Annotated in this window: 19 protein-coding genes; 10 read left to right on the top strand and 9 right to left on the bottom strand. The window is 72.2% G+C overall.

Going from position 1 to position 22,351, the window contains the following annotated elements:
• Nucleotides 1-104: 104 nt before the first annotated feature.
• Both HUN58_RS17695 and HUN58_RS17700 read right to left on the bottom strand, forming a co-directional pair.
• Nucleotides 105-941 carry an aldo/keto reductase gene (locus tag HUN58_RS17695; protein WP_180225496.1) on the bottom strand — a complete coding sequence of 279 codons (837 nt, stop codon included), beginning with the start codon at nt 939-941 and terminating at the stop codon, nt 105-107.
• Nucleotides 941-1,312: an FKBP-type peptidyl-prolyl cis-trans isomerase gene (locus HUN58_RS17700; protein WP_175326216.1), complete on the bottom strand. Its 372-nt coding sequence runs from the start codon at nt 1,310-1,312 to the stop codon at nt 941-943. Before HUN58_RS17700 ends, HUN58_RS17695 begins: the two co-directional genes overlap by 1 nt.
• Nucleotides 1,313-1,380: 68 nt before the next feature.
• Between HUN58_RS17700 and HUN58_RS17705 the strand changes: the two genes are divergently transcribed.
• On the top strand, nt 1,381-2,697 hold the full coding sequence (locus HUN58_RS17705; protein ID WP_180225497.1) for an MFS transporter: 1,317 nt from the start codon (nt 1,381-1,383) through the stop codon (nt 2,695-2,697).
• Nucleotides 2,698-2,795: 98 nt separating this feature from the next.
• The gene (locus HUN58_RS17710; RefSeq protein ID WP_180225498.1) at nt 2,796-3,881 is read left to right on the top strand and encodes a YihY/virulence factor BrkB family protein; all 1,086 of its coding nucleotides are present in this window, start codon (nt 2,796-2,798) and stop codon (nt 3,879-3,881) included.
• A 164-nt stretch (nt 3,882-4,045) separates the two neighbouring features.
• On the opposite strand, the gene HUN58_RS17715 is transcribed toward HUN58_RS17710, so the two are convergent.
• The 3 genes from HUN58_RS17715 to HUN58_RS17725 all read right to left on the bottom strand — a co-directional run bounded on the left by HUN58_RS17715 (nt 4,046) and on the right by HUN58_RS17725 (nt 7,470).
• On the bottom strand, nt 4,046-5,530 hold the full coding sequence (locus HUN58_RS17715) for an aspartate ammonia-lyase (RefSeq protein ID WP_141860792.1): 1,485 nt from the start codon (nt 5,528-5,530) through the stop codon (nt 4,046-4,048).
• Nucleotides 5,531-5,755: 225 nt separating this feature from the next.
• Nucleotides 5,756-6,052, bottom strand: a complete 297-nt coding sequence (locus HUN58_RS17720) for a hypothetical protein (protein ID WP_058742585.1) — start codon at nt 6,050-6,052, stop codon at nt 5,756-5,758.
• A gap of 167 nt (nt 6,053-6,219) precedes the next feature.
• The gene (locus HUN58_RS17725; protein WP_058742584.1) at nt 6,220-7,470 is read right to left on the bottom strand and encodes an inorganic phosphate transporter; all 1,251 of its coding nucleotides are present in this window, start codon (nt 7,468-7,470) and stop codon (nt 6,220-6,222) included.
• Between the two features lie 116 nt (nt 7,471-7,586).
• On the opposite strand from HUN58_RS17725, the gene HUN58_RS17730 reads away from it, so the two are divergent.
• The 3 genes from HUN58_RS17730 to HUN58_RS17740 all read left to right on the top strand — a co-directional run bounded on the left by HUN58_RS17730 (nt 7,587) and on the right by HUN58_RS17740 (nt 11,274).
• Nucleotides 7,587-9,275: a sodium:proton antiporter gene (locus HUN58_RS17730; RefSeq protein ID WP_208745633.1), complete on the top strand. Its 1,689-nt coding sequence runs from the start codon at nt 7,587-7,589 to the stop codon at nt 9,273-9,275.
• A 124-nt stretch (nt 9,276-9,399) separates the two neighbouring features.
• Complete coding sequence (locus HUN58_RS17735; RefSeq protein WP_180225500.1) at nt 9,400-10,956, top strand: ABC transporter permease; 1,557 nt, start codon at nt 9,400-9,402, stop codon at nt 10,954-10,956.
• 30 nt (nt 10,957-10,986) lie between these two features.
• Nucleotides 10,987-11,274 carry a hypothetical protein gene (locus tag HUN58_RS17740; RefSeq protein WP_058742582.1) on the top strand — a complete coding sequence of 96 codons (288 nt, stop codon included), beginning with the start codon at nt 10,987-10,989 and terminating at the stop codon, nt 11,272-11,274.
• A gap of 21 nt (nt 11,275-11,295) precedes the next feature.
• Here the strand turns inward: HUN58_RS17740 and HUN58_RS17745 are convergent, their stop codons facing one another.
• The gene (locus HUN58_RS17745) at nt 11,296-11,802 is read right to left on the bottom strand and encodes an 8-oxo-dGTP diphosphatase (RefSeq protein WP_180225501.1); all 507 of its coding nucleotides are present in this window, start codon (nt 11,800-11,802) and stop codon (nt 11,296-11,298) included.
• Between the two features lie 64 nt (nt 11,803-11,866).
• Here HUN58_RS17745 and HUN58_RS17750 point away from each other — a divergent pair, with 64 nt between their 5' ends.
• Nucleotides 11,867-12,217, top strand: coding sequence for a tryptophan synthase subunit alpha (locus tag HUN58_RS17750; protein ID WP_180225502.1), 351 nt, complete (start codon nt 11,867-11,869; stop codon nt 12,215-12,217).
• Nucleotides 12,218-12,257: 40 nt separating this feature from the next.
• Nucleotides 12,258-13,148: an aminodeoxychorismate lyase gene (locus HUN58_RS17755; RefSeq protein WP_058742579.1), complete on the top strand. Its 891-nt coding sequence runs from the start codon at nt 12,258-12,260 to the stop codon at nt 13,146-13,148.
• Nucleotides 13,149-13,311: 163 nt separating this feature from the next.
• Here HUN58_RS17755 and HUN58_RS17760 read toward each other — a convergent pair whose 3' ends face one another.
• Nucleotides 13,312-14,511: an amidohydrolase gene (locus HUN58_RS17760; protein ID WP_058741667.1), complete on the bottom strand. Its 1,200-nt coding sequence runs from the start codon at nt 14,509-14,511 to the stop codon at nt 13,312-13,314.
• Nucleotides 14,512-14,811: 300 nt separating this feature from the next.
• Here HUN58_RS17760 and HUN58_RS17765 point away from each other — a divergent pair, with 300 nt between their 5' ends.
• Nucleotides 14,812-15,942 carry a Fic family protein gene (locus tag HUN58_RS17765; RefSeq protein WP_180225503.1) on the top strand — a complete coding sequence of 377 codons (1,131 nt, stop codon included), beginning with the start codon at nt 14,812-14,814 and terminating at the stop codon, nt 15,940-15,942.
• A 9-nt stretch (nt 15,943-15,951) separates the two neighbouring features.
• A complete protein-coding gene (locus tag HUN58_RS17770) occupies nt 15,952-18,126 on the top strand; it encodes a S9 family peptidase (RefSeq protein ID WP_180225504.1) in 2,175 nt (724 codons plus the stop codon).
• A gap of 93 nt (nt 18,127-18,219) precedes the next feature.
• Here HUN58_RS17770 and HUN58_RS17775 read toward each other — a convergent pair whose 3' ends face one another.
• The gene (locus HUN58_RS17775; protein ID WP_180225505.1) at nt 18,220-19,752 is read right to left on the bottom strand and encodes a CYTH domain-containing protein; all 1,533 of its coding nucleotides are present in this window, start codon (nt 19,750-19,752) and stop codon (nt 18,220-18,222) included.
• A 59-nt stretch (nt 19,753-19,811) separates the two neighbouring features.
• On the opposite strand from HUN58_RS17775, the gene HUN58_RS17780 reads away from it, so the two are divergent.
• Nucleotides 19,812-20,084: a mycoredoxin gene (locus HUN58_RS17780; protein WP_058741668.1), complete on the top strand. Its 273-nt coding sequence runs from the start codon at nt 19,812-19,814 to the stop codon at nt 20,082-20,084.
• A gap of 99 nt (nt 20,085-20,183) precedes the next feature.
• Here HUN58_RS17780 and HUN58_RS17785 read toward each other — a convergent pair whose 3' ends face one another.
• On the bottom strand, nt 20,184-22,310 hold the full coding sequence (locus tag HUN58_RS17785; protein ID WP_208745634.1) for a DEAD/DEAH box helicase: 2,127 nt from the start codon (nt 22,308-22,310) through the stop codon (nt 20,184-20,186).
• Between the last annotated feature and the right edge of the window lie 41 nt (nt 22,311-22,351).

A 22,351-nucleotide genomic window follows, 5' to 3' on the forward strand; every position in this document is an offset into this window, starting at 1 on the left:
GCCGGACCGACACTCCGTGCCGCGCAGCAGCGGTCCGGACCGCGACGGACGGGAGGCACGTGGCGGACCCGCCACGTGCCTCCCGTCCGCTGGGGCGTCAGCCCCTACATCTCCTCGTGCGTGTCCGGGTCGCCGTCCCACAGGCGCCCGCGCTCGAGGCCGGAGATCGCGGCGACCTCGTCGTCGGTCAGCGCGAAGCCGAAGACGTCGAGGTTCTCGCGCTGCCGGTCGGCGTCGCCCGACTTCGGCACCGGCACCGCGCCGAGCTGGACGTGCCAGCGGAGCACGACCTGGCCAGGGGTGACCCCGTGCGCCGCGGCCGCGTCGGTGACCGGGCGCTCGGTGAGCAGCTCGGAGCGCTTCGCGAGCGGACTCCAGCTCTCCGTGACGATCCCGTGGTCGGCGTGCACCTTCCGGAGCGTCGCCTGCGGGAAGTACGGGTGCAGCTCGACCTGGTTGACGGCCGGGGCCACACCGGTCGCGTCGATGATCCGCGTGAGGTGCTCCGGCGTGAAGTTCGAGACACCGATCGAGCGGACCTTACCGCTGTCCCGCAGGTCGACGAACGCCTTCCACGTCTCGACGAACTTGTCGACGGACGGGTTCGGCCAGTGGATCAGGTACAGGTCCACCCGCTCGAGGCCCAGGTTCGCGAGCGTCTCGTCCACCGAGCGGTGCGCCTCGTCGTAGCCGTGGTGCCGTCCGGGGAGCTTCGAGGTGACCACGATGTCCTCGCGGTCGACCTCGGCGTCCCGGACGGCGCGGCCGACGGCGTCCTCGTTGCCGTAGTTCAGCGCGGTGTCGAGCAGCCGGTAGCCGCCCGCGATCGCCGCGCCGACCGCGGCGGCACCCTCGTCGCCGTTCAGTCCGTACGTGCCGAGACCGAGCTCCGGGAGACGGTGGCCGTCGTTCAGCTCGATCGTCGGGGCGCCGACCTGCATCAGCGGACCCCGAGCAGGTCGATCACGAAGATCAGGGTCTTGCCGGACAGGAAGTGGCCGCCACCGGCGGGGCCGTAGGCGAGCTCCGGCGGGACGACGAGCTTCCGGCGACCGCCGACCTTCATGCCGGGGATGCCCTCCTGCCAGCCGCGCACGAGCGCCGCGAGCGGGAAGTCGATGGGCTCGCCACGGTTCCAGGAGCTGTCGAACTCCTCGCCGGTCTCGTACTCGACGCCGGCGTAGTGCACCTTGACGGTCGAGCCGGCGGTGGCCTCGTCGCCGGAGCCCTCGACGATGTCGGTGATCACGAGCTCGGTGGGGGCCGGACCCTCGGGGGCGTCGAACTCGGGCTTGCTGTTCAGGTCAGTCATGCCCGCCAGTCAACCAGTTCGCGCGGGCAACGCCGTCCAGCCCGCCGAGGCCCCAGAATGGTTCCACCGTGACACGATCCGACACCGCCCCGCGCCGCCGCCTGCTCGCCGACCTCACCCCGCTCCGCCGCTCCCCCGCGTTCGCGCGGCTGTGGACCGGCACGGCGATCGCCGGCATCGGCACGCAGATGACCACCGTCGCGGTCGGGCTCGAGGTCTACGAGATCACCCACTCCACCTTCGCGGTGGCCCTCGTCGGCGTCATCGCCCTCGTCCCGATGATCGTCGCGGGACTCTACGGCGGCATGCTCGCGGACGCGTTCGACCGGCGGCTCGTCGCCCTGGTGTCCGCGATCGTCGCGTGGGCCGCGGTCGCCCTCATCGCGACGCACGCCTGGCTCGGACTGCACAGCGTCGCGCTCCTCTACGTCCTCGCGACCGTGAACGCCGTCGCGGCCACGGTCAGCAACGCGTCCCGGTCCGCGATCGTCCCGCGGCTCGTCGGCACCGACCTGCTCCCCGCGGCGAGCGCCCTCGGCGGCATCGCGTCCGGCTTCCAGGTCACCGTCGGGCCAGCGATCGCCGGCGTCCTCATCGCGAGTGTCGGGTTCGCGCCGACCTACACGATCGACGTCGTCCTGTTCACGTTCGCGTTCCTCGGGGTCTTCACGCTGCCCCGGATGGCGGCGGAGCACGGTGCCCTGAAGCCCGGGCTCGGCTCGCTGATCGAAGGTGCGCGGTTCCTCCGACGCTCCCGCAACATCACCATGACGTTCGTGCTCGACATCGTCGCGATGACGTTCGGGCAGCCCCGCGTGCTCTTCCCCGCGACTGGCGCGCTGGTCATCGGCGGCGGGTCGATCACGGTCGGCACGCTCACCGCCGCGTACGCCGTCGGCGCGTTGCTGTCGAGCGTGTTCTCCGGCCCGCTCGGGCACGTGCGCCGCCAGGGCGAGGCCGTCGGCTGGGCCATCACGGCCTACGGCGGCGCGATCGCCGCGTTCGGCGTGGTCATCGCGCTGGCGCACGTCCTCGGCGGCCGGTCGGGCGAGGCGTTCGGCGTCGAGATCCTGCCGGCGCTCGGGCTGGCCGCGCTGTTCCTGGCGCTGGCGGGCGGGGCGGACAACGTCAGCTCGGTCTTCCGCAACACGATCCTGCAGGCGGCGTCGCCGGACGGGATGCGCGGTCGTCTGCAGGGCATCTTCATCGTGGTCGTCACCGGTGGTCCGCGGCTCGGTGACCTGTACGCCGGACTGGTCGTCGCGGCAGGGATCGCGTACCCGCCGGTCATCGGCGGCGTGCTCATCATCGGCCTGGTCGCGCTGCTGCTCCGGCTCGTGCCGTCCTTCCGCCGCTACGACGCGCTGGACCCGCACGCGAACTGAGCGCGCCGCCCTCGGGCGCGACCAGGGGCGGACGGGAGGCGCGTGGCGGGGTCGCCACGATCCTCCCGGCCGGTACGGGGTCGGGTACCGTACGTCGCATGCCCGACAGCGCCTCGCGCGACCTGCAGCGGACCGGGGTCCGCGCGGTCGTCCGGCGCACCTACCACTCGGTCATCCGGCACCGCGTCGTGGACGCCGCCGCCTCGCTGACGTTCTTCGCCCTGCTGACGGTGTTCCCGACCGCCCTCGCGGTGGTGTCCGCACTGTCCGTCGTGGACCGGCAGGGTGACAGCCTGACCGACGTCGTGCAGGTGCTCGGGTTCATCGTGCGTCCGGAGACCGCGCAGCACCTCGAGGGACCGCTCCGGCAGCTGCTGACGCTCGACAACCCGTGGCTCGGCTTCTCGATCGGGGTCGTGCTGACGCTGTGGTCGCTGTCCGGGTACGCGACCGCGTTCGGCCGGGCGATGAACACCGCGTACGAGGTCGAGGAGGGGCGGCGGATCTGGAAGTTCCGGTCGATGATGCTCCTCGTCACGCTGCTCGTGATGGTCGGCGGGGCGATCGCGATCGTCATCCTGCTCGGCACCCCCACGATCTCCGCGGCGATCATCCGGCAGCTCGGGTGGGCGCCCTGGATCGACGACGTGTGGAATGTGGCGAAGTGGCCGGTCCTCGCGGTCGACCTCGTCGTGATGGTCGCGGTGCTGTACTACGCGACACCGAACGTGAGGACGCCGCAGTTGCGCTGGGTGTCCGCCGGCGCCGGGTTCGCGATCGTGACGTGGGCGCTCGCGACCCTGGGCTTCTCGGTCTACGTCGAGACGATCGGCGGGGGTGGGAACCGGGCGTACGGGTGGCTCGGTGGCGCGATCCTGCTGCTCGTCTACCTGTACATCTCGAACTTCGTGCTCGTCGTCGGCGGGGAACTCGACTCCGAGGTGATCCGGATGCGCCAGCTGCTCGCCGGCATCGAGGCGGACGAGTCGATCCGGCTGCCGCTCCGGGACGTCACGCGGAACTTCACGCTCGCACGGTGGCGGGACCAGGACATCCGGGCCGCCCAGGACGTGCGGACCGCGGCGCTCGAGCGGGCGGCCGAGGACGACGAGCCCGACCCCGTCGCCGAGCACCTGCGGGCGATGTCCCGGCAGGTCCGGGCCGGGGAGCGTCCCCTGCCGTAGCGCGGAGCGGCGGAGACGGGCTCGGCCGGGCCTGGCGGGGTGGGGCTGCCCGCAGAACGCAACGTGGGCGGTTCCTCGCAGCGGAACGTCGCTGCGAGGAACCGCCGTCCTTGCGTTCCGCGGAACGGAGAACGCGGAACGGGGAACGGGGAACGGGGAACGGCTCAGCGCTCGCGGTGCACCCGGGCGGCCTCGGCGTCCAACATCTCCTCGGTGACGACCGGGATGGCGCCGGTCGCCAGCTCGATGCCCGACAGGCGCGCCGGGCTCAGGACGCGCTGGACCTGGTCCTCGTCCATCAGCCCCGCCGCGGTGACGAGCGTCGCGATCGGCGTCGACGTGGTCAGCGCCGTGTGCGCGATCGACGCCGCCGCCGCGTAGCCGATGTACGGCGTCAGCGCGGTGACGACGCCGACGTTCGTGTCGACCTGCGCCGCGAGCTTCGCCTCGTTCGCCTGGATCCCGGTGACGCAGTTGATCCGGAGCGTCGCGCACCCGCTCGCCATCCACTGCAGCGACTGCAGGATCGAGTGCGCGATGATCGGCTCGAAGGCGTTGAGCTGCAGCTGCCCGCCCTCGGCCGCCATCGTCACGGTGGTGTCCGCCCCGGCGACGGCGAACGCGATCTGGTTCACGACCTCGGGGATGACCGGGTTGACCTTGCCGGGCATGATCGACGACCCCGCCTGGCGTGCCGGGAGCGTGATCTCGCCCAGGCCGGCCTGCGGTCCCGAGGCGAGCAGCCGCAGGTCGTTGCAGATCTTCGAGAGCTTGGCGGCGCTGCGCTTCACGGTGCCGGACAGCGTCATGAACGCCCCGGCGTCGCTCGTCGCCTCGATGAGGTCCGGGGCCGTGACGATGTCCAGCCCGCTCGCGACCTGGAGCTGCCGGCGCACCTCGTCCCGGTACTGCGGGTCGGCGGTGATGCCCGTGCCGATCGCCGTCGCCCCGAGGTTCGTCTCCGCGAGCAGCGGCATCACGGTGCGCAGCAGGAGCACGTCCTCCTGGATGGTGTGCGCGAAGCCGGTGAACTCCTGCCCGAGGGTCATCGGCACGGCGTCCTGCAGCTGGGTGCGCCCGATCTTCAGGACGTCGGCGAACGCGTGGCCGCGCTCGGCGAAGGCGTCGGACAGCAGGGTGAGCTGCTCGACGAGCCGCTGCACGCCGAGGATCATCGCGAGCTTGATGCTCGTCGGGTAGGTGTCGTTCGTCGACTGGCTGCGGTTGACGTGGTCGATCGGGTGCAGGTACCCGTAGTCGCCCTTCTCGCGACCGAGGAGCTCGAGGGCCCGGTTCGCGAGCACCTCGTTCGTGTTCATGTTCGTCGAGGTCCCGGCACCGCCCTGGACGATGTCGACGACGAACTGGTCTCGGAGGGCACCGTCGCGGACCTCCTGCGCGGCCCGGTCGATCGCGTCGGCACGCTCCGCGTCGAGCACGCCGATCGCCTTGTTCGCCCGTGCCGCCGCCTGCTTGACGGTCGCGAGCGCCTCGACCAGGTCCGGGTACACCGCGATCGGCACCGAGGTGATCGGGAAGTTCTCCTTCGCCCGCAGGGTGTTGATGCCCCAGTAGGCGTCGGCGGGGACCTCGCGGGACCCCAGGGAGTCGGTCTCGGTGCGCGTTCGTGGTGCTTCGTTGCCGGTCACCCGTCCGAGGCTAGCCCGTCCGGCCGGTCGGGTCCGGCAGGCTGGTGTGCGCGAGTCACATCGATGGAGCAGTTCACGTCGGGTCCGATCCGCAGACCCGACGAGACCTGCTCCACGGATCTCCCGCGGGCCCAGAACGCCACCAGACGGACGGACGGGAGGCCCGTGGCGGCGTCGCCACGCGCCTCCCGTCCGTCCGTCTGGTGGTCGCGACCGCGACCCGCGTCAGTGGAACTGCGGGACGATCAGGTAGATCCCGTAGAGCACGGCGATGCCGGAGACCGCGAAGCAGGCGACGGCGAGCGCGCGGAACGCGCGGACGCCGGGCTGCACCACGCCCGGTTGGGGGAAGCCGGCGGTGGCGGGGCCGACCGTGCCGTCGTCCTTGACGGTGTACTTGCCGGCGCGGGTGTCGGCGGCGCTCCAGAGGCGCAGGCCGATCGAGTAGACGAGGACCACGAAGCACGCGGAGACGACCGCGACGATCGCGACGGTCAGGAAGGCGAACCAGTCGATGCCCATCAGCGGCGTCCTCCGTCCAGGAAGGCGCAGCAGCGCCAGTCAGTGGCGACGCCCATCAGCGGCGTCCTCCGTCCAGGAAGGCGCAGCAGCGCCAGTCAGTGGCGACGCCCATCAGCGGCGTCCTCCGTCCAGGAATGCGCAGCAGCGCCAGTCAGTGGCGACGCCCATCAGCGGCGTCCTCCGTTCCGTCCCGCCATGCGGCGCAGGGTGCGCTCGCGGCTCAGTTCCGCACGGCGCTCGGCGACCCGGGCGGCGCGCTTCTTGCGCTGCATGTCGCGGAGCTCCTTGCGGGTGAACACCGCGTTCGCGGCCACGTCGACCTCGATCGCCTGCTCGTGGGGCTTCCGCAGCGACCAGAGGTACAGGCCGAGGATCACTGCGGCACCGACGACCGCGTCGATGACGAGCCCGGTGACGCCGAGGAGCGCGATGCCCGAAGCGACCGCGCCGACCGCCGCGGCGGCGGGGAGCGTGATGAACCAGGCGATGACGATCTTGCCCGCGGTCGACCACTGGATCTTCGAGCCACGGCGACCGAGGCCGGCGCCGATGATCGAGCCGGACGACACCTGCGTGGTGGAGAGCGCGAAGCCGAGGTGGCTCGACGCCAGGATCGTGGCGGCGGTGGACGCCTCGGCCGCGAAGCCCTGCGTCGCGCGGATCTCGGTGATGCCCGAGCCGAGCGTGCGGATGATCCGCCAGCCGCCGGTGTACGTGCCGAGGGCGATCGCGAGCGCGCAGGCGACGATGACCCAGAACTGGACGCCGGAGTCGGCGGACTGCGCACCGGAGGCGATCAGCGTCAGCGTGATGACGCCCATCGTCTTCTGCGCATCGTTCGTCCCGTGCGCGAGCGACACCATCGAACTCGTGAAGACCTGCCCGATCCGGAAGCCGCCGCGCTCGTTCGGGAAGACCGGACGGCGCGTGACGCGGTAGGCGATGCGGGTGGCGAGGAGCGAGACGAGCGCCGCGATCACCGGCGACAGGAACGCCGGGATGATGACGACGGTCAGGAGGGCGGCGTAGTTCACCGCCCCGAAGCCGGCACCGACGATCGCCGCGCCGATGAGCCCGCCGAACAGCGCGTGCGAGGACGACGACGGCAGACCGCGCAGCCACGTGATCATGTTCCAGACCACCGCGCCGATGAGCCCGGCGAAGATCATCTCCGGCGTGATGGCGACGCCGCCGGGACCCTCGTTGATCAGCCCGTGCGAGATCGACGTCGCGACGGCGGTGCTGAGGAACGCGCCGATCAGGTTGAGCACCGCGGCGACCGTGACCGCCACCTTGGGCTTCATGGCGCCCGTGGCGATCGGCGTCGCCATCGCGTTGGCGGTGTCGTGAAAACCGTTTGTGAAGTCGAAGAACAGGGCCAACGCGATGACCAGGACGACTATGAGTGTGATGTCCACCGCGGGAAAGTGTCCCAGGCCGGACCGCTGAGCACAAACCCTGCCGTTCACCCGGTGTTAACCACACCTGCGGGGTCGTTCAGGTTCGGTACGACCCGGATGGGAGGATGAGGGTCATGGACACCGCGGAACTCCTCATCCTGCTGATCGGTTCCCTCGCGGTGACCGGGTTCGCGCGGGCGAAGGGCCTCCCCGCGCCGCTGCTCGTGACGGCGGTCGCCCTCGCTGTGTCGTTCGTCCCCGGCCTGCCGGAGATCACGATCGACTCCGAGGTGATCCTGACGGTGGTCCTGCCCCCGCTGCTCTACTCGGCGGCGCTCGACGTGTCGTGGCAGAGCTTCCGGCAGTCGATCAAGCAGATCCGCCGCCTCGGGATCTTCCTCGTCATCATCACGGCCCTCGCGGTCGCGGTCGCCGCCTACCTGCTCATCCCGGACATGGACTGGCCCGCGGCGATCCTGCTCGGTGCCGTCGTCGCCCCGCCGGACGCGGTGTCCGCGGCGTCCATCGGTCGGAAGCTCGGACTCCCCCGCCGCGTGATGACGGTGCTGTCCGGCGAGAGCCTGATCAACGACGCGGCGTCGCTGACGCTCGTGCGGGTGTTCACGCTCATCGCCGCGGGCACCTCGCTGACGATCTGGCAGGACCTCGGGATCTTCGGGCTCGCGATCGGCGTCGGCTTCGCGGTCGGGATCGTGCTCGGCGTCGCGGTGCACTGGATCCGGATGCGCATCAACGACCCCGTGGTCGAGACGATCATGAGCATCCTGCTGCCCTTCGTCGCGTACGTCCTCGCCGAGCACCTGTCCGGGTCCGGGGTCATCGCGGTCGTCACGGCGGGCCTGTACATCGGCTACAACTCGCCGAAGGAGGGCTACGCCACACGGCTGCAGGAGCGTCCGCTGTGGACGAGCATCGACGTCATCCTCGAGGGGTTCGTCTTCGCGCTCATCGGCCTGCAGCTGAAGACCGTGGTGCAGGACCTCCTCGAGAGCGACCGGAGCCTGACGCAGACGCTCACCGCGGCCGCCGTCGTGCTCCTCGTCGTGATCCTGGTCCGCCCGCTGTTCGTGTTCGAGTCGTACGTGCGGAACCGCTTCAACGGACGGTGGCTCCGGCCGCTGCGCATCCGCCTGTCCCGTGGACACCCGTCGCTGCGGTGGTTGCGGGGCTCCGCGGAACCGAAGCTCAACTGGCGGGAGCTGCTCGTCATCTCGTGGACCGGCATGCGCGGTGTGGTGACGCTCGCGGCCGCGGTCGCCGTCGTGGCCGACCCCGTGGAGATCAAGGCGCAGGACACGATCTTCATCATCGCGTTCGTCGTGACCGTCGGCACGCTCCTGCTGCAGGGCCTGACGCTGCCGTTCGTGATCCGGGCGCTCCGCGTGCAGGACCCCGGCGAGGGCGAGGAGGACGTCCGCAGCGAGATGCGCCTGAACCAACGGACGACCGAGGCGGCCATCGCGCTGCTCGAGCGCCGTCGGCCGGCGTGGTCGGAGCAGTACGGGGCCGCGGCCGTCGACTCTGTGGTGAACCGCCTCAAGGCCCGGCTCGAGCGCCAGGCCGAGACCTTCCGCCGCGACGCCGAGGAAGAAGAGGACGAGGAACGCAACGCCCCGATGCGCCTCCGGGGCGCGCAGATCCAGGACATCCGGCGCGAGCTGCTCGACCGACGGCGGGAGATCGTGCTCGAGGAGCGCGAGAAGGGGAACCTCGACGAGGAGGTCATGCGCCGCGTGCTCGTGACGCTCGACGCCGAGGAACTCGCGATGGACTCGGCCCAGGCGTCCCGCAGCCGCTCCTGACGAGCGGCCGGGCACGCGGGCGGTGCACGCGCGGGCGCGGCACCGCAACCGCACGCTCTCGGCGCACGGTGAGTGCACCGGGCGTATCGTGACGCTCCGACCAGCAGAAGGAGCACAGCGCCGAGTGAGCGAGCCGCGGAACGACGTCCCCAGGAACCACGACCTCCCTGATCGAGACGGAGCGCCGCGCACCGCCGCGCCGAAGCCCCGGCAGACCCGGCCCTCCACGCGGGGCGGCTCGAAGCCCCGCCGCGGTGCCCCGGTCGCCGGGAGCCGGTCGACCGGCGCCCGCGCCACCCGGGTCCGCCAGGCGCCCGTGCCGGAGCCGCAGCGGATCAGCCGCTACCGCCGCTGGTACGGCACGCTGCACCCGTCGCTGCAGCTCATCGGCCTCCAGCTCTGGATGCCGCTGTTCTTCATCGTCGGCTTCTGCCTCTGCTACGTCTTCGCGTTCCACGCCCCGCACCCGCACGACGTGCCCGTGGCGCTCGTCGGCAGCGACCCGACGCTCGTCGCCGCCGTCGACAAGGCACTGCCGGGCGAGTACGTGTTCCACCTGTACGACTCGCTGGCCCAGGCGAAGCGCGACGTGCTCGCCGGGACGATGGCGGTGGCGTACGACCCGTCGACCAACGAGGTCTTCAAGGCCAGCGCGCACCAGTTCCAGGTGGCCTCGCTCGTCCCCGCGACGCTGACGAGCGTCCTCACCGCGACCGGCGCCGCCGCCCCGACCGTCACCGAACTGGCACCCCTGCCCGCGTACGACGAGTACGGCACCGTCGCGATGTACGTCATGCTCGCGTGGTGCATCGGCGGCTACATGGTCGCGATGTTCATCGGCATCATGGGCGGCCCGCTCCGGCACCGCACCCGGATGACGGTCATCGTCGTCGGCGGCCTCGTCATCTCGCTCATCACGAACACGCTCGCCGGGCCGGTCGTCGGCGCGATCCAGGGCCACTGGATCGAACTCGTCCTGATCGCCTGGGGCTGGATCGTCGCGATCGGCCTGGCCGTGAACGGCCTGAGCTACTTCGTCGGACGGTTCATCGCCGCCCCCGCGATGATCTGCTTCGTCTTCCTGTCGATGCCGTCCTCCGGCGGTGCGTACCCGAAGTGGTTCATGCCGGAGCCGTTCGCGTGGCTGAACAACGTCGTCGTCGGCTCGAGCATGGTCGACATGATCAAGCACGAGATCTACGGCGTCGGCCCGGGCTTCGGCCGCGGCCTGCTCACGATGGCCTGCTACGCCGCGGCCGGGCTCGTGCTGATGTTCTTCGGCAAGAAGCTCTGGGAACGGCGGCGGATCGCGGCGATCGTGAACGGCCGCACGACGATGTTCCAGGACGCCCAGAACGCCAACCGCGAGTTCCTGGGCAAGCAGCGCGACGCCGAGCTCGAGCGGCACGGGCTGACCTCGACCGAGACCGGCACGCTGAGCGTCCTGCGCGACGACGACTGGGAGGACGACCGCGTCGGCGGCGACGTCTTCACGGGTGGCCGGGACGGGCTCGAGGGGCAGGCACCGCAGACGGGCCGGATCCCCGTGGTGCGTCCGGCGGACCGGACCGGTCCAGGGCGGCCGGGAGGCGCGGGGAACGGTCCGCGCACGCGTCCCGTCCCGCGGACGGACGCGTCACGCACCCCGGAGCCGCAGCACGGGCGGCACGCGGAGCGCTGAGTGACGCCTGCTCCGGCGTATCCTGGCGCGATGGACTCCCGCACCGTCTGGCACCGCACGCTCGTCACCGCCGTCGTCGTGTTCCTCGTGCTCGCCGCAGGACTCTGGGTCACGAGCGTGGTCCTCGCTCCCGCCGACGGCCGGAACGTCGCCGGGCTGTTCGTCGGCTGGGCGATGTTCGCCGTGCTCGCCGCGATCGCGGTCGGCATCGTGGACTTCTTCGTGCGCCCGCTCGGCGGCCGGAGCGGTGACGCCGAGGTCATCGCCGCCGCGGAAGAGGCCCGGACCGGCAGCACCCGTACGCAGGCGCAGCGCTGACGTCGCCGGCGGGTCCCGCCGTCAGACCCCGGTGCCGCTGAAGCCGGACACCGTCGCGTTGTCCTCGGCGAAGGTGAAGCGCGCGTCCACTGCTCCCCCTGCGAGCACAGCCGGCAGCCAGTAGCGCGCGTCGTCCCACATCGCGTCGTACGGGACGGCGTCGACCGGGATCCACCGCGGCTCGAGCTCGTCGCTCCCCGACGGGCTGCCGTGCCAACGGCGGCAGACGAACACGTCCGAGACCTGGGACCAGGACGGACGGTACGGGAACCGGTAGTCCAACGTGCCACGAGCCTCCAGGTCGGCGGGGTCGAGCCGCAGGCCGACCTCTTCCTGCACCTCGCGCACGGCGGCCGCCGCCGGTGGCTCGCCGGTCTCGCGCTTGCCGCCCGGACCGACCAGGCGGCCCGTCCCGAGCCCGCGCCGCTTCTCGCCGAGCAGGACCTCCGGGCCGGCGTCGCCGTCGCGGAGCAGGTACACGACGACCACCGGGGCGTGCTGGGACTTGCTCTCGTCGCGCTCGGTCACGCGTCCAGTCTGTCGGACGATCTGCCGTACGCTGATTCCATGGCAGGCGTGCTGCGGGGGCACCATGGCTGAGCCCCGCAGGACCGGGCGCAGCCTCGAAGTGCTGCGCGCCGAGGCTGCCGAGGAGATCGCGGTGCTCGTCGAGCACCGCAGCCGCGCGGGCGAGGACCCGTGGGAGTTCATGCCGCTCCTGCCCACCGTCGACGAGCAGGTCGTACTGATCCTGCGGGCCGAGTCCGTCGAGCTCGACGCCGCGATCGGGCAGCGGAGCGCGCACTGGGCGGTGCACCCGGCGTCCGGGCACGGCACCGAGCTCGGCGAGGAGTACCACCGGCTGCGCCGCATCGCCCTGTTGCACCCCGAGCTGACCCCCGCGGTGTGGAAGCTCATGGGCGCGCTGCCCGGCGACCGCTGACCTGCGCTCCGGGCCGACCGACCTGCGGTTGGATGGGGGCATGACCGACACCGTCCTCGCCGTCCTCAACCAGCCCTCGCGGCACGCCGACCCCCACGACCCGTCGGCCGACGCGTACACGTGGGCGAAGCCGCTCGAGGAGCACCTGCAGGTCCAGGACCTCGGGGCGATCCGCGGCGACGGGGTCTTCGAGACGATCACGGTCGTCGACGGCCGCCCGCAGGCGCTCGAGCCGCACCTGGCGCGGTTCGTCCGGAGCGCCGCAATGCTCGACCTGCCGGAGCCGGACGTCGACGCCTGGCGGCAGGCGATCGAGGCCGTGTGCGCCCGCCTCGACCCGGTGCACGAGGCGTTCGCGAAGACCGTCATGACCCGGGGCGTCGAGGGCTCCGGCCGCCCGACCGGCTGGGTCTACGCGGCGCCGTCCGGCGACCAGAGCGTCGCACGCACCGAGGGCATCGCGGTCGTCACGCTCGACCGCGGCTACCGGCACGACGTCGAGCGCACCTCGCCGTGGCTGCTGCAGGGCGCGAAGACGCTGTCGTACGCGGTGAACATGGCCGCCCTGCGCGAGGCCGAGCGACGCGGGGCGGACGACGCGCTCTTCGTCTCGACGGACGGCTACGTGCTCGAGGGCACGCGCGCCAACCTCGTGATGGCCGTCGACGGGCGTTTCGTGACGCCCCGGACGGACATCGGCATCCTCGCCGGCACCACGCAGGCCGACGTCTTCCGCTTCGCCGAGGGCGAGGGGATCGCCACGTCGTACGAACTGGTCACGCTCGCGGACCTCGAGGCGGCGGACGCCCTGTGGCTGCTCTCGAGCGTCCGCCAGGCGGCCCCGGTCCGGTCCGTCAACGGGGTCACCCGGGCGATGGACCTGGCGATGACCGAGCGCATCAACGACTTCCTGCTGTCCCGCGAGCAGTAGCCGCCGCTGCTTTCCCCCGGTCGGTTTCGCAAGACGCAACGTGGGCGGTTTCCCGCAGCGTCACAGCGCTGCGAGGAACCGCTGACGTTGCGTCTTGCGGGTGGAGGGAGGCGGACGGGAGGATCGTGGCGGGGTCGCCCCGATCCTCCCGTCCGCCTCCCGGTCACCAGCGCGGGGTGGTGACGCCCGTCCCGTCGGCCCACTCGAAGACGGACGCGCCCTCGATCCAGACGCGCGTCGCGCGGCTGGTCGCGGCGAGCGGGTCGCCGTCCCACAGGACGAGGTCGGCGTCGAAGCCGGTCTCGATGCGACCGACGCGGTCCCCGAAGCCGAGGAAGTCGGCCGGGTTGACCGTGAGCGCCTCGAGCGCGGTCTGCCAGGGCAGCCCCTCCTTGACGGCCGCGGTGGCCTGGTCGACGAGCATGTTGATCGGCACGACGGGTGCGTCGGTCGTGATCGCCACCCGGACACCCGCGGCTGCGAGGACCGCGAGGTTCGGGATGCCGCGGTCGCGGAGCTCGACCTTCGAGCGGCTCGTGAAGAGCGGGCCGTAGATCACCGGGACGTCCCGCTCGGCGAGCAGGTCGGCGATCTTGTGCGCCTCGGTCCCGTGGTTCACGACGAGCCGGTAGCCGAACTCGTCGGCCAGGCGCAGCGCGGTCGCGATGTCGTCGTGCCGGTGCACGTGCTGGTCCCAGGCGAGCTCGCCGTCGAGCACGCGGACCAGGGTCTCCTTCGTCAGGTCGCGGGTGAAGGGCTCCCCCTTCGCCGCCGCGGCGTCCCGTGCGGCGCGGTAGTCCTGCGCGGCGACGAACGCCTCGCGGATGACCTTCGCGACGCCGAGGCGTGTCGACGGGGTCTTCCCCTTCTCGCCGTACACGCGCTTGGGGTTCTCGCCGAGGGCGCTCTTCACGCTCACGGCGTCGGAGATGAGCTGCTCGTCGATCGTGCGGCCGCCCCAGGTCTTGATCGCGACGGTCTGGCCGCCGATCGGGTTGCCGGAGCCGGGCTTCACGACGATGCTCGTGATCCCGCCGGACAGGGCGTCGCGGAAGCCCTCGTCGTCGATGTCCACGGCGTCGATCGCCCGGACGGCCGCGGTGTTCGGGTCGGTCATCTCGTTCGTGTCGTTGCCGGCCCAGCCGTTGGCCTCCTCGTGGATGCCGACGTGGCCGTGCGCCTCGACGAAGCCGGGGACGAGCCAGGCGCCGGCGGCGTCCACGACGGGCAGGCCGGGCGGCGGGGTGACGTCCGGACCGACCGCGGTGATGCGGCCGTCCTGGACGACGACGGCACCGCCGTCGAACTGCGGAGCGGTGACGGGGACGACGTGCGCCCCGGTGACGACGAAGGAGTTGCGCATGTCACCACGGTACGTCCGTCCGTGCATGCGACATGTGGATTGCTGGCGGTGGAGCGGTGGCGGGTCCTAACGTCGTCGGTCCCGGGTGCGAGGGGCACCCGGCCGGACGAGCCCGGAGGAGCCCTCGTGACCGTGCCTGATCCTGTCCCCGGTGCTGCGGCTGGCCTTGTCCCCGGTGCTGCGGCTGGCCCTGTCCCGGACGACCGGCGGTGGCCGTCGCACCGGCGCGAGGAGCGTCCGTGGCGGAGCACCGGACGCGGTCCCCGTGCCGACCGCGAGCTCCGCACCGTCACCGTCTCCGTGCCGCCGCGGATCGCCGACCTCGACTGGGCGCCGGACGACGGCACGGCCGTGCTGCTCGCCCGGACCACCCTCGCGCTCCGCGCGCTCGACGACGCGGACGGTACCGGGCCGCTCCGGCGCATGCTCCTGCGCACGGATGCCGTCGCCTCGTCCCGCATCGAGCACGAGAGCGCGGGGCTCGAGGACGTCGCCCGGGCGCTCGTCGGGGTCCGGGCGAACACGAGCGCCACCGTGATGGTGCACGCCGCTGCGGCCCTCGAGGGCTTCGTCGACGCCGCCGGGTCGGGCCGGGTCGACGAGGACGCCCTGCTCGCGGCGCACCGCAGGCTGCTGCGCGACGATCCGGTGGACGGTCCGGTCGCCGGACGGTACCGGACGGTGCAGAACTGGATCGGCGGCGGCGCCACGCCCCGGCTCGCCATCCACGTGCCGCCGCCGCCCGACCTCGTGCCCGGACTGATGGCGGACCTGTTCGCGTTCCTCGACCGGGACGACCTGCACCCGGTCGCGCAGGCGGCACTCGCGCACGCACAGTTCGAGTCGATCCACCCCTTCACCGACGGCAACGGACGGATCGGCCGGGCGCTCGTCGCCGCGGTGCTCCGGCGGCGCGGGGTGACCCGGACCGTCAGCGCACCGGTGTCGGCCGCGCTCGTCGCCGACCGGGACCGCTACTTCGCGCACCTCGACCGGTACCGGGACGGCGCTGTGGACGAGTGGGTCCGCGACCTCGCGATCGCCCTCGGGGCCGCCGCCGACGAAGCCCTCGTCACGGGACTCCTGCTCGCCGAGGCAGCGTCCGACCGTGCGGCGACGGTGTGCGCGACGGGACTGCACGCCGTGGTCGGACGCGGGCTCGACACCGACGGCGTGCTGACCGAGGACGCTGCCGAACGGCTCCTCACCGCGGTGGACCCGGTCGCCGGGCCGGAGGCGCTCGACGCCGTGGTCGAGGACCTGTGCGCCGCCGGTGCGCTCCGCCCGGTCACCACGCGGCGGCGACGGCGGGCGTGGGTCGCGCCCGCCGTCGTCCGGGAGCTCGACGCCTTCACGGAGCGAGTGCGCGACGGGGTCGAGGCACGGGCGCGCCGACTCGAGCACGAGCGGCGCTCCGGGGGCGACGCATAGGCTGGGTCGGTGAGCAGCGAGCACGCCCAGGCCACCACCCCTCCGTCCGCCGCGAAGCGGCCCGTCACCCGGAGCCACCACGGCATCGACTTCGTCGACGACTACGAGTGGTTGCGCGACAAGGAGTCCCCGGACACGCTCGCGTACCTCGAAGCCGAGAACACCCACACCGACGCGGCGACCGAGCACCTCGGACCGCTGCGCGACCGGATCTTCGCCGAGGTCAAGAACCGCGTGCAGGAGACCGACCTCTCCGTGCCCGTGCGCATGGGCGGCTGGTGGTACTTCACGCGGACGGCCGAGGGCAGCCAGTACGGGGTGCACTGCCGAGCCCCGATCGCCGGCCCGGACGACTGGACGCCCCCGAGCGTCGGCGACGGAGACGGCACCCTGCCCGGGGAAGAAGTCGTCCTGGACGGCAACGCCCTGGCCGAGGGGCACGACTTCTTCTCGCTCGGCAGCTACGACCTGAGCGACGACGGCACCCGGCTCGTCTACGGCGTCGACGTCGAGGGCGACGAGCGGTACACGCTGCACGTCCGCGACCTGACCACCGGGCAGGACCTCGGCGACGAGATCCCGAACACCGGCGGCGGCGCCACGTTCGACCCGTCCGGCCGCTACGTCTTCTACCCCACCGTCGACGAGTCCTGGCGACCCGACCGCATCTGGCGGCACGCCGTCGGCTCGGCGGCTGCGGACGACGTCGTGGTCTTCGAGGAGCCGGACGACCGCTACTGGGTCGGTGTCGGGGTCACCCGGTCGTCGCAGTACATCGTCATCGAGCTCGGGTCGAAGATCACGTCCGAGGCACTCGTCCTCGACGCGGCGGACCCGACCGGGGAGTTCCAGGTCGTGTGGCCGCGCCGCGAGGGCGTCGAGTACGAGATCGAGCACGCGATCGTCGGCGGCAGCGACCGGTTCCTCGTCCTGCACAACGACGGCGCCGAGAACTTCGAGCTCGTCGACGTCCCGGCCGACGACCCGACGTCCGAGCAGGACCGCCGTGTCGTCGTCGCGCACCACCCCGAGCGGCGCATCGAGTCGGTCGACGCCTTCGCCGGCCACCTGGCGCTCGAGTACCGGTCCGAGGCGCTCCCGCGCGTCGCGGTCATCCCCATCGAGGGCGACGGCTACGGCGACGCGCACGAGGTCCCCTTCGACGAGGCCCTGTTCTCCGCGGGGCTCGGCGGCAACCCCGAGTGGGACCAGCCGACGCTGCGGATCGGGTACACGTCCTTCGTCACGCCGTCCGAGGTGAGCGACCTGGACCTGGCGACCGGCGAGGTCACGGTGCTCAAGCGGCAGCCGGTGCTCGGCGGCTACGACCCCGACGACTACGTGCAGGAGCGCGACTGGGCGACCGCGGCGGACGGCACGCAGGTCCCGGTCTCGCTCGTCTGGCGCCGGGACGCCGTCGACCCGGACCGTCCGGCCCCGCTGCACCTGTACGGCTACGGCTCGTACGAGCACTCCATCGACCCGGGCTTCAGCGTCATGCGGCTCTCGATGCTCGACCGTGGCGTCGTGTTCGCCGTGGCGCACGTGCGCGGCGGCGGCGAGATGGGCCGGCACTGGTACGAGGACGGCAAGACCCTCACGAAGAAGAACACCTTCACCGACTTCGTCGCGGTCGCCGAGCACCTCATCGACACCGGGCGCACGAGCGCCGACCGGCTCGTCGCCGAGGGCGGCAGCGCGGGCGGACTCCTGATGGGCGCCGTCGCGAACCTGGCGCCGGAGCGCTTCGCCGGGATCCTCGCCGCGGTGCCCTTCGTCGACGCCCTGACGAGCATCCTCGACCCGGACCTGCCCCTGACCGTGATCGAGTGGGACGAGTGGGGCGACCCGCTGCACGACCCCGAGGTCTACCGGTACATGAGCGAGTACACGCCGTACGAGAACGTCCGCGACGACGTGCAGTACCCGCGGATCCTCGCCGTGACGTCGATCAACGACACCCGGGTGCTCTACGTCGAGCCCGCGAAGTGGACCGCCAAGCTGCGGGAGGTCGGTGCGCCGGTGCTCCTGAAGACCGAGATGGCGGCGGGCCACGGCGGGGTGAGCGGCCGGTACGACTCGTGGAAGGAGCGGGCGTTCGAGCTCGCCTGGCTCCTCGACGTCCTCGGGCTCGCCGACGTGAACCCGGCCGCCGCGTCCGCTGAGCCGATCGCCGCCGGCTGAGTCCGCCGCTCGCACACGCTCAGCGACACCTCACGGGCTGACGGCCGCGTGGAGTGTCGCTGAGCGCGTGGAGTCGTGACGCCGCGCCGGGCGTCACACGCGGTTGAGCGCGTGCACCGCCTGGTCGTAGGAGTCCTCCGCCAGGCGCACGCGGTCCCCCGCGAGCACGCCGTAGCCGAATGTGCCCTCGCCTCCGCGCTCGGCGATGCCCGAGTGCACCCGCAGCACGTCGAGCGCGTGCAGCGACCGCACCCGCTCGGTGAGCACGTCCGCCGCGTCGCCGATCCGCTTCCACAGCGCGTGCGGGAACGCGTCGTCGCCGAGCACGTCCATGGCCGCGCGAGCCCGGGTGGCCGCGCGCCAGGCGTCCTCGGTCGCAGCTCGCTCGGAGGCCTCGCGGTCGACCAGGCCCACGCTCTCGTCGTCGTCGGACACCGCGCGCTGCACGAGTTCCCGCACCCGCGGCTTCTCGATCGCCGAGACGTCCTGCGCGACGTGCTTCGGCGACCGGAGTGCCCAGTCCGTCGGCGCCGGCCGTTCCACCGCGTCGTCGAGGGCGTCGAGCAGTTCGAGGTACGGCTCGCCGTGCAGGAACGCGACGACCTCGCGCACGGCGACGGCCCGACGCTCCCGGGTGGCCGCGAGCACGCGCTCCCGGGTCATCGCGTCGACGAGCAGGTCCTGCGCCGGGGACGACGCGTACGGCAGCCGCTCCACCAGGTAGTCGGCGAGGGCGGCCCGCGCCGTCACGGCCGCCAGGCCGTCCGCCGCCTCGGCCGCGTGGTCGGCCGCCTCGGTCGCGGCGAACGCCGGCCGGTACGAGCCGAGCACCGCGGCGACGCCGAGGGCGGTCCGGGCCGTCTCTCGGAGGTCCGCCTGCCCGCCGGAGCGGAGCCGCGCCTCCTGTTCGAGCCAGCTGCTGCGCAGCTTCTTGAGCCGCTTCGTCAGCGCGCGGGCGGCGGTCCCCTTCTCCGGCTTGTCCGCGGTCTGGAGGCGCGGTGCCGGTGCACCTGCCAGCCCACGTGCCAGCTTGGACGCGACGGCGGCCGGGGCGGCGCCGACGGCCGCGAAGCGCGCGTCGAGGGCCGCGAACAGCTCGTGCGCGACCTGCTCGTCCACGCCGTCGACGGTCTCGACCTCGACCTCGCGCCAGGTGCGCGGCGTGGTCGGCGCGTCGTCGTCCAGGCGCTGCGCGGCGACGCGGTCGTCCGCGAGCTCGGCGACCTGCTCGCCGTCCTCGTCGAGGAGGCGGGTGATCGTGCGCGCCGTCGTGATGCGGACGACCGGGCGGAGTCCGCGCCCGCGACGCTCGGTGAAGAGCGCGGCGAGGACGGCGTCCGGGACGGCGTCGGCGTCCTCGGTCAGGGGGAAGTGCTGCTCGTGCCGGACGGTGTCGGACGCCGCGCGCTTGATGTGCCAGCCGGCGTCGGTCCCGCCGGTGCGTCGGCGGACGGTGACGCGGGCGGCGACGAGGTCGTAGCGCTCGGTGTCCCAGTAGGTGGCGTCGAGGGCGATCGGCGCCTGGTGGTCGGTCGCCAGGATGCTGCCGACGCCGATGAGGTCCGGCAGGTCCCCGCCCTCGGGCAGGTCGTAGGTGCGCTCGATCTCGAGGTGCGTGTCCGTCACGCGCTCCTGTCTACCAGGAGCCACCGGGTTCCCCGAACCGGCCGGGTTAGCCTGTGGACATGAGCGAGACGATCACCCGCGACGCGTTCGTGCCGGAGGCCGGCGGCGTCACGATGTTCACCACGACTTGGTGCGGCTACTGCGCCCGGTTGAAGAGCCAGATGACGAAGGCCGGCGTGCCCTTCCGCGAGGTCGACATCGAGCACACGCCCGGGACGGCCGAGCTCGTCGCCGAGGTCAACGGCGGCAACCAGACCGTGCCGACGCTGGTCTTCCCGGACGGCAGCACGGCGACGAACCCCTCGCTCGCCGAGGTCCAGTCCCGCATCTGACACGTCGCACCCCGAGACGAACAACGCGCCCCGCTGTGACGGGGCGCGTTGTGCGTTCCGGGGTGCGATCGGCGGGGCCGCGCCGCCGCCGCGAAGGGCTCAGCGCGAGAGCGCCTCCGTGAGCAGCGCCGCCATCGCGTCGAGCTGGATGTCGCCGGAGTCGACGAGCTCCTCGTCCGAGCCGTCCAGCGCGCGAGCGGCCAGGGACGCCTTCGAGTCGATGAGCTCGGCGATCTTGGTGTCGATCGTCTGCGCGGCGATGATGCGCCACGCGGTGACCGGTTCCTCTTGCCCGATGCGGTGCACGCGGTCGATCGCATGGGTCTGCTCGGCGCTCGTCCACGACAGCTCCGCGAGCACGACGTTCGACGAGACCTGCAGGTTCAGGCCGACACCGGCCGCGGTGAGCGAGCAGACGATCACGGCGACCTCGGGGTCGTTCACGAACGCGTCGATCTCGGCCGTGCGCTGCGCGGGCGTCTGGTCGCCGCGGACGGTCGCGGTCTTCAGGTGCCGGCGGGCGAAGACCTCCTCCGCCTGGTCCATCACGTCGAGGTGCTTCGCGAAGAACACGACCTTGCCGACGTTCGAGGCGAGCTGCGCCGCGTAGTCCGCCGCGAGCTGCGCCTTCGCACGGCCGATGCGCCGCACCATCGAGAACACGTTCTCGCCGGTCGACGAGGCGTCCTGGTCCTCGAGCTCCCAGCGGGCGACCTGGCGGACGAGCTTGTGGTCGATGCCGACGACGGGGTCCTGCCCGGTCCGGGCGTCGATCGCCTGGTGGTACCGACGGACGAGCTTCGCGGTGAGCTCGCGCTCGGCGTCGCGGATCGAGCGGCCCTCTTCGCCGTCGAGCTCGACCGGGATGTCGGCGATGCGTCGAGCGGGGATGTCCGCCGCGACGTCGACCTTGCGGCGCCGGACGATGCCCTGGTCGATGACGGCCTTCCGTGCCTCGACGAAGAACCCGGGGTCCGCCGGCGTCAGACCGATGTCCTCGAGCTCGTTCATGAGCTTCGCGCGGGGCTTCTTGTCGTCGATCCACCCGAGGTACTCCCAGATCGTCCGGAAGTCCTCGACCGAGTTGATGAGCGGCGTGCCGGTCAGGGCCATGAGCAGCGGCGCCGCGACCCGCGACCGGATCTTCTCGGCGATCTGCAGCACGAACCGCGAGCGCTGCGAGTCCTTGTTCTTGATGAAGTGCGCCTCGTCGACGACCATGCCCTTGAACCCGAACGACCCGAGCCAGCCGGCGTGCCGGTCGAGGATCTCGTAGTTCACGATGACGATGTCGGCGAACCCGTCCAGGTCGCCGCCGTCGCCGTGGATGACCGTCGCGCGTCGGTTCGGCACCCAGCGCTCGGCCTCGCGCGCCCAGTTCGTCTTGACGACGTTCGGCACGACCACCAGCAGCGGGAACGCGTCGGCGGCGTCGGCGGCGAGCAGCGACTGCGCGGTCTTGCCGAGGCCGGGCTCGTCGGCGAGCAGGAACGTGCGGTGGCCGTGCGACGCGGCGGCGACGAGCTCCGCCTGGTGCTTCATGAGCGTGGTGCCCGACTTCGAGTGCAGCGTCGAGGGCTCCGGCAGCGGCATCGACGCCGCGCCCCCGCCCGCGCCGTACTCGAACGACTTGAAGAGCGGACCGAACAGCTCCCAGTTCGCCAGGCGTCGCGGGTGGGCGACGGGCTGGTCGGCGAGCGCGAAGTCCGGCGGCAGGAAGGGGTTCGCGAGCTGCCGCTGCACGACGGCCTGCGGCACGACCGAACGGACCGGGCTCTCGACCACGGGCGACGGTTCCGCCGCGATGACGAGCTCCTCGGGCTGCAGCTCCATACCGCCCGCGATCATCATGTCCCGCTTGACGGTCCGCGTCGCCTCGCTGACGGAGGCCTCCTCGGTCAGCAGCTGGATCACGCTCGTGTCGCGGGCCGCGGTCTTCGCGAGGATGGTCGCGACGCCGTCGAGCCGCTTGAGCTGCTCCGCGCGCTGCGCGTCGGTGAGCTCCTGGTCGGCCTTCACCCGTGCGCGCTCCTCGCGCATGAGCAGGGCCACGGCCTGGAACTTCGACCGGTTCGACGCCTTCAGCGGGCCGCGCTGGGCAGCCGCCTCGACCTCGCGCACGGCACGCGCGAGGACCGGGATGACGCCGTCGTTGTCGAGCGGCCTGGTCCGACGCGACGCGGTCCGCGTCCCGCCGGCTGCACGCCGGGTGCCTGATCGAGCCAACGCTCCTCCTTGTTCCGCCCGTGTCCGGGCGAGCCGCCGTC

Source organism: Curtobacterium sp. Csp1, from assembly GCF_013347185.1.